The organism is Kitasatospora sp. NPDC056783, from assembly GCF_042789895.1.
Taxonomy (GTDB): domain Bacteria; phylum Actinomycetota; class Actinomycetes; order Streptomycetales; family Streptomycetaceae; genus Kitasatospora.
This window is the reverse complement of sequence record NZ_JBHUAF010000426.1, coordinates 1-7,159: the sequence shown is the minus strand read 5'-3', so window position 1 is coordinate 7,159 and position 7,159 is coordinate 1. Positions and strand designations below refer to the sequence as shown.

Annotated in this window: 5 protein-coding genes and 2 pseudogenes; 5 read left to right on the top strand and 2 right to left on the bottom strand. The window is 73.1% G+C overall.

Annotated features, from left to right (window positions below):
• On the bottom strand, nt 1–485 hold a 485-nt coding region (locus ACFRMQ_RS35810), incomplete at its 3' end, for an NUDIX domain-containing protein (protein WP_380734995.1).
• Nucleotides 486–677: 192 nt separating this feature from the next.
• Between ACFRMQ_RS35810 and mmuM the strand changes: the two genes are divergently transcribed.
• From mmuM to ACFRMQ_RS35785, 5 genes and pseudogenes are all read left to right on the top strand, one after another.
• Nucleotides 678–1,613, top strand: coding sequence for a homocysteine S-methyltransferase (gene mmuM / locus ACFRMQ_RS35805; protein ID WP_380734994.1), 936 nt, complete (start codon nt 678–680; stop codon nt 1,611–1,613).
• Between the two features lie 223 nt (nt 1,614–1,836).
• Nucleotides 1,837–2,601 carry an IclR family transcriptional regulator gene (locus ACFRMQ_RS35800; RefSeq protein WP_380734993.1) on the top strand — a complete coding sequence of 255 codons (765 nt, stop codon included), beginning with the start codon at nt 1,837–1,839 and terminating at the stop codon, nt 2,599–2,601.
• A 314-nt stretch (nt 2,602–2,915) separates the two neighbouring features.
• Nucleotides 2,916–3,635: an MIP/aquaporin family protein gene (locus ACFRMQ_RS35795; protein WP_380734992.1), complete on the top strand. Its 720-nt coding sequence runs from the start codon at nt 2,916–2,918 to the stop codon at nt 3,633–3,635.
• A gap of 98 nt (nt 3,636–3,733) precedes the next feature.
• Nucleotides 3,734–5,254, top strand: coding sequence for a glycerol kinase GlpK (glpK, locus tag ACFRMQ_RS35790; protein ID WP_380734991.1), 1,521 nt, complete (start codon nt 3,734–3,736; stop codon nt 5,252–5,254).
• 174 nt (nt 5,255–5,428) lie between these two features.
• Nucleotides 5,429–6,994: pseudogene (locus tag ACFRMQ_RS35785) on the top strand (FAD-dependent oxidoreductase); the annotation flags it as partial.
• Here ACFRMQ_RS35785 and ACFRMQ_RS35780 read toward each other — a convergent pair.
• Nucleotides 6,971–7,159, bottom strand: a pseudogene (locus ACFRMQ_RS35780) (ATP-binding cassette domain-containing protein); the annotation flags it as partial. The pseudogenes ACFRMQ_RS35785 and ACFRMQ_RS35780 overlap by 24 nt on opposite strands.

Sequence of the window (7,159 nt, the reverse complement as noted above, 5' to 3'; positions counted from 1 at the left end):
GCTCGGGACCGGCCGTGGGGCCGGAGGTCCAGGTCGGAGACGGGGTGCCAGGCGGCGGCCGCGGCGTCCGTCCCGGCCCGGGGATCGGGCAGGTCCGGGGCGAAGGCGAGGTAGGCGACGGAGACCACGTGCATCCGCGGGTCCCGCTCGGGGGCGCCGTAGGTGCCGAGCTGTTCGAGGTGGAGGCGGCAGAGCCTGGCCTCGGAGGCGCCCCGCAGGCCCGTCTCCTCGGCGAGCTCGCGGGCGGCGGCCTCGTCGAGGCCCTCCTCGCCGGCCCGCAGGAAGCCGCCGGGCAGCGCCCAGCGGCCCTGGTGGGGCGGGGCGCCGCGCTCGACGAGCAGGACGTGCAGGACGCCCTCGCGCAAGGTCAGGGCGACGACGTCCACGGTGACGGCGATCGGGGTGTAGGCGCGCGGGTCGTACGCGGCGAGCCACTCCTGCTCGGCCTCGGGCCCGGTGGGGGGCGGCTGGCCGTCCGCTGCCATCGCCGGGCTCCTTTCCGTGCCGGCCGGTGCGAGGGGTGGTGGTTCTCGCCGGTGCTGTTCTTCTCGGGCGCCGTCCTTCTCGGGCTGAGCACAACGTAGCGACTGCGTTCCCGAGCGGCAAATGGTTTTCCCCTCGGGTGGGGGCTCCCGCCTTCTAGGCTGTGACCAGGAACTCTGCCAGAGGAGGCGGCCATGCCCACCACTCCCCCGCCGGACTTCGCCACGGCGTTGGCCGCCGGTCCGCTGGTGCTCGACGGCGGGATGTCGAACCAGTTGGCGGCGGCCGGGCACGACCTTTCGGACGCGCTGTGGTCGGCGCGGCTGCTCGCGGACGACCCGCGGGCGGTGGTGGCGGCGCACCGGGCGTACTTCGCGGCCGGCGCGGACGTCGCGATAACGGCGAGCTACCAGGCGAGCTTCGAGGGGTTCTCCCGTCGCGGGGTGGGCCGGGCACAGGCCGCCCGGCTGCTGGCGAGCAGCGTGGAGCTGGCCCGGGAGGCGGCGCGGACCGCGCCGGGCGGGCGGCGGCGCTGGGTGGCGGCGTCGGTGGGACCGTACGGGGCGGTGCTGGCGGACGGGTCGGAGTACCGGGGCCGGTACGGGCTGAGCGCCGCGGAGCTGGCGGCCTTCCACCGGCCGCGGCTGGAGGTGCTGGCGGCGGCCCGGCCGGACGTGCTGGCGCTGGAGACGGTGCCGGACGCGGACGAGGCACGGGTGCTGCTGGAGCTGGTGCGCGGACTGGGGGTGCCGGCCTGGCTGTCGTTCAGCGTCGAGGGCGACCGGACCAGGGCCGGGCAGCCGCTGGCGGAGGCGTTCGCCCCGGCCGCCGAGGTGGACGAGGTGGTCGCGGTGGGCGTCAACTGCTGTACGCCGCGGGACGCCGACCGGGCGGTGGCGGTCGCCGCCGAGGTGACCGGGAAGCCGGTGGTGGTCTACCCGAACAGCGGGGAGCGCTGGGACGCCGGCCGCCGGGGCTGGCGCGGGGAGCCGACCTTCCGTTCGGCCCGGGTGGGCGGCTGGCTCGCGGACGGGGCGCGGCTGGTGGGAGGCTGCTGCCGGGTCGGGACGGACGGGATCGCCGCGCTGGCGGCGGAGATGGCGGTGCTGCGGACGCATCCCGTGGGCTGACGGCGGACGAACCGGCGGCGCGCGGTCCGAAGGCGCAGTTCGAAGGCGCGCGGACGCGGTGCCCGCCGCCACGGCCCCGTCCGGGCGGCGGGGTCCGGCGCCGACGGGGGTCGGGGCGGGTTGCCCCGGGGGGAATGTGCGCGGAGTCGGGGCGGCCTGGCAGACTCGTCCCGTCACCACTGCGGTCGACAATGTCGACCGCCTGTCAGCGCGGAGGTACCCCATGCCCGGCCCGATCCAGTCGCTTTCCCGGGCCGCCGCGATCATGCGCCTGCTGGCCGGCGGTGAACGCCGCCTGGGCTTGTCCGAGGTCGCGACGGCGCTGGACCTCGCCAAGGGCACCGCGCACGGCATCCTGCGCACGCTCCAGCAGGAGGGGTTCGTCGAGCAGGACCCGGAGAGCGGCAAGTACCAGCTGGGCGCCGAGCTGCTGCGGCTCGGCCAGAGCTACCTGGACGTCCACGAACTGCGGGCGCGGGCGCTGGTGTGGGCGGACGACCTGGCCCGGGCGGCCGGCGAGACGGTCTACCTGGGAGTGCTGCACCAGCAGGGCGTCCTGGTGGTGCATCACGTGTTCCGCCCGGACGACACCCGGCAGGTGCTGGAGGTGGGCTCGATGCAGCCGCTGCACAGCACCGCGCTGGGCAAGGTGCTGGTGGCCTACGACCCGGTCGCACGCGGGGAGTTGGGCGCCGGGCCGTACGAGTCGTACACCCTGCGAACGCTGACCGAGGCGGGCGACGTGGACGCCGAGTGCGCGCTGATCCGGGAGCGCGGCTGGGCCGACTCGATCGAGGAGACCTGGGACGGCGTGGCCTCGATCGGCGCGCTGATCCAGGACCGGCGGCGCAACCCGGTGGGCGCGGTGTGCGTCAGCGGGGCGGTGGAGCGGGTCTGCGAGGACGGCTTCGTGAAGCCCTCGCTGGTGGCCTCGGTGCGCAGCGCGGCGCGGGCGATCTCCCGCGACCTGGGCGCCGGGAGGTTCTGAGCGGGACCGCCGGAGGGCGGTCGATTCGTCACGCAGAGGCGCGGACGGGCTGGAGGCCTGTCCGCGCCTCTGGCGTTTTGTCCTATTTCCGGGCACTCCGCTCGGTAACGTCGACGGACCGCCCGAGGTGAGGGTCACAGCTCCGTAACCCCGCCTTGACGCGGGGGCGACCTGGGGAGGAAGCTTCCGCATAGCGGTCGACATTGTCGAACGATGGCCGGAGAGATCACTCCCACAGTGCGCTCACCCGCACAACGATCGACCAGCCGTCTGCCCCCACCTACCCTCCGGGCCATATGGACAAGGGAGTCTTTGTGTCCGCGTTCTCCAACGGCGACGTCTTCGTCGGCGAAACCCTCGGCACCGCCGCCCTGATACTTCTCGGCGGCGGCGTCTGCGCCGCCGTGACCCTCAAGAAGTCGAAGGCCGTCAACGCCGGTTGGCTGGCGATCACCTTCGGCTGGGGCTTCGCGGTCCTCATCGCCGCCTACATGTCGGCTCCGAAGTCCGGAGCACACCTCAACCCCGCCGTCACCATCGCACTCGCCGTCAAGAGCGGCGAGTGGAGCCAGGTGCCGCTCTACCTCGGCTCCCAGCTGCTCGGCGCGATCATCGGCGCGGTGCTGGTCTGGGCCGCCTACCTGGGCCAGTTCAACGAGAACAAGGAACCCACCCTCGGCATCTTCTCGACCGGCCCCGAGATCCGGAACCCGGTCCAGAACGTGCTCACCGAGGTCATCGGCACCTTCGTGCTCTGCTTCGCGATCCTCACCATCGGCACCAACTCCGGCCTCTCCCAGTCCGGCACCGGCACCCTGATGGTCGCCTTCACCGTCGTCGGCATCGGCCTCTCGCTGGGCGGCCCCACCGGCTACGCGATCAACCCGGCCCGCGACCTCGGCCCGCGCATCGCGCACGCCCTGCTGCCGATCCCCCACAAGGGCACCTCCGACTGGTCGTACGCCTGGGTGCCGGTCGTCGGCCCGATCCTGGGCGGCCTGGCCGCCGGCGGGCTCTACAACGCCATCTTCTAAAGGACGGGTTCGACCCCGCCGAGCACGGGGACTGACCGATCGAACGCGTCAGGCCCACCCACCCCGTAATCCCCGAACCCGAGCCGAGGACCCTCCCCATGACCTCCACCGGTAACTACATCGCCGCGATCGACCAGGGCACCACGTCCAGCCGCTGCATCATCTTCGGCGCCGACGGCCGGATCGTCGCCGTCGACCAGCAGGAGCACCGGCAGATCTTCCCGCAGCCCGGCTACGTCGAGCACGACGCCGCCGAGATCTGGACCCGGGTGCAGTCGGTCGTCCGCGGCGCGCTGGAGAAGGCCGGCCTGACCAAGGACGACATCCGCGCGATCGGCATCACCAACCAGCGCGAGACCACCGTCCTGTGGGACAAGAACACCGGTGAGCCGGTGCACAACGCGCTGGTGTGGCAGGACACCCGCACCGAGGGGCTCTGCCGCGAACTGGGCCGCAACGTCGGCCAGGACCGCTTCCGCCGCGAGACCGGCCTCCCGCTGGCCAGCTACTTCGCCGGCCCCAAGATCCGCTGGCTGCTGGACAACGTCGAGGGCCTGCGCGAGCGCGCCGAGGCCGGCGACATCCTCTTCGGCACCATGGACACCTGGGTGATCTGGAACCTCACCGGCGGTGTCGACGGCGGCAAGCACGTCACGGACGTCACCAACGCCAGCCGCACCATGCTGATGAACCTCCACACCCTCCAGTGGGACGAGAAGATCGCCGAGTCGATGGACGTGCCGATGGCCGTCCTGCCGGAGATCCGCTCCTCCGCCGAGGTGTACGGCGAGGCCGTCGGCGACCTCGCCGGCGTCCCGGTCGCCTCCGCGCTCGGCGACCAGCAGGCCGCGCTGTTCGGCCAGACCTGCTTCGACGAGGGCGAGGCCAAGTCCACCTACGGGACCGGCACCTTCCTGCTGCTGAACACCGGCGAGAAGATCGTCAACTCGTACCACGGGCTGCTGACCACCGTCGGCTACCGGATCGGCGACCAGGCCCCGGTGTACGCGCTGGAGGGCTCGATCGCCGTCACCGGCTCGCTCGTCCAGTGGCTGCGCGACCAGCTCGGCATCATCTCCACCGCCGCCGAGATCGAGACCCTCGCCAACACCGTCGAGGACAACGGCGGCGCCTACTTCGTCCCGGCCTTCTCCGGCCTGTTCGCCCCGTACTGGCGCTCCGACGCCCGCGGTGTGATCGCCGGTCTGACCCGGTACGTCACCAAGGGCCACCTGGCCCGGGCCGTCCTGGAGGCCACCGCCTGGCAGACCCGCGAGGTCGTCGACGCCATGCAGAAGGACTCCGGGGTCGAGCTCACCGCCCTCAAGGTCGACGGCGGCATGACCAGCAACAACCTCCTCATGCAGAACATCGCCGACGTCCTGGACGCCCCGGTCGAGCGCCCGTACGTGGCCGAGACCACCGCCCTCGGCGCCGCCTACGCGGCCGGACTCGCCGTCGGATTCTGGAGCGACCTCGACACCCTGCGGGCCAACTGGCACCGCGCCGCCGAGTGGACCCCGCGCATGGACGAGGCCACCCGGGAGCGCGAGTACAAGAAGTGGCTCAAGGCCGTGGAGCGCACCATGGGCTGGGTGGAGGAGGAAGAGAACAACTGACCGACAAGCCGGTCGGGGCCCCGCGCCCCGGCCGGCCGCCCGCTGTTCCGGCAACGGGCGCACCCGTGTTTCACCGGCCCGCCGCACCGGGCCGACCGGCCTCTCCCGCAGAGGCCGCACCGCACCCGAGAGGAGTAACGGCGCCGCCCGACCCGCGCGCCGTACACAACCACCATGGCAACCATCCCGACCCTGGGCGCCGAGCGCACCGCCGGCCGCACCGCCTCCCGCGCCGAGACCCGCGAACTGCTCGGCAAGGCCACCTACGACCTGCTGGTGATCGGGGGCGGCATCCTCGGCACCGCCGTCGCCTGGACCGCGTCCCAGGCCGGCCTGAAGGTCGCCATGGTCGACGCCGGCGACTTCGCCGGCGCCACCTCCAGTGCCTCCTCCAAGCTCGTCCACGGCGGTCTGCGCTACCTCCAGACCGGCGCGGTCAAGCTGGTCGCGGAGAACCACAAGGAGCGCCGCGCGCTCTCCACCGACGTGGCCCCGCACCTGGTCAACCCGCTGACCTTCTTCGTGCCGGTCTACAAGGGCGGCCCGCACGGCGCCGCCAAGCTCGGCGCCGGCGTCTTCCTCTACTCGGCGCTGTCCGCCTTCCGCGACGGCATGGGCCGGGTCTCCACCGCCGCGCACGCCGCCCAGCAGGTGCCCGCGCTGCGCACCGAGGGCCTGCGCTCGGTGGCCGTCTACGGCGACCACCAGATGAACGACTCGCGCGTCGCCGTGATGACCGTGCGCGCCGCGGTCGACGCCGGCGCCGTGGTGCTCAACCACGCCGAGGTCACCGGGCTGCGCTTCACCGGCGGCCGGGTCACCGGTGCCGAGCTGCGCGACCGCCTGGACGGCAGCGAGTTCGGCATCGACGCCCGCCTGGTGCTGAACGCCACCGGCCCGTGGGTCGACCACCTGCGCACGATGGAGGACGCCGGCGCCGCGCCGTCGATCCGCCTCTCCAAGGGCGCCCACGTGGTCGTCAAGCGCCGCTCGCCGTGGCGCGCCGCGCTGACCATCCCGATCGACAAGTACCGCGTCTCCTTCGCCATCCCGTGGGAGGACCACGTCCTGCTCGGCACCACCGACGAGGAGTACACCGGCGACCCGAAGGACGTCCGGGCCACCGAGGCGGACATCGACCAGATCATGGGCGAGGCCGGACACGCGATCCGCGACGAGCACCTCGACCGCGACCTGATCACCTACTCCTTCGCCGGCCTGCGGGTGCTGCCCGGCGGCCCGGGCGACACCGCCGCCGCCAAGCGCGAGACGGTCGTCACCGAGGGCCGCGGCGGCATGCTGTCGGTCTCCGGCGGCAAGTGGACCACCTACCGGCACATCGGCCGCGCCGTGCTGGAGAAGCTGGCCCAGGTGCCCGGCACCAGCCTCGGCGAGGACATGTCCCCGATCGCCCCGACCGTCCCGCTGCCGGGCGTCGGCGCGCCGAACGCGGTGGCGCACCGCCTGCTGATCGACCGCGAGCCGGGCTCGCGGATGGAGCCGCTGGTGGCCAAGCACCTGGCCGGCCACTACGGCACCCTGTCCTTCGAGATCGCCCGCATGATCGACGAGAACCCGGAGCTCGGCCGGCCGATCCACGAGGACGGCCCGGACGTCTGGGCGCAGGTCGCCTACGCGGCGGACAACGAGTGGGCGTACACCACGGACGACGTGCTGCGCCGCCGCACCACGATGACCGTGCGCGGGCTGGACACCCCGGAGATCCGGGCCGAGGTCGAGGCCGACGGTGGGTTCGTCGAGGAGCAGCACCGCCGGGTCGTTGACGATGGCCTGGGCGATGCCGACCCTGCGGACCATCCCGCCCGAGAGGGTCTTCATGCGGTGGTCGGCACGGTCGGCGAGGCCGACCCGTTCCACGGCGCGTTGCACCGCGCCGGGGATGTC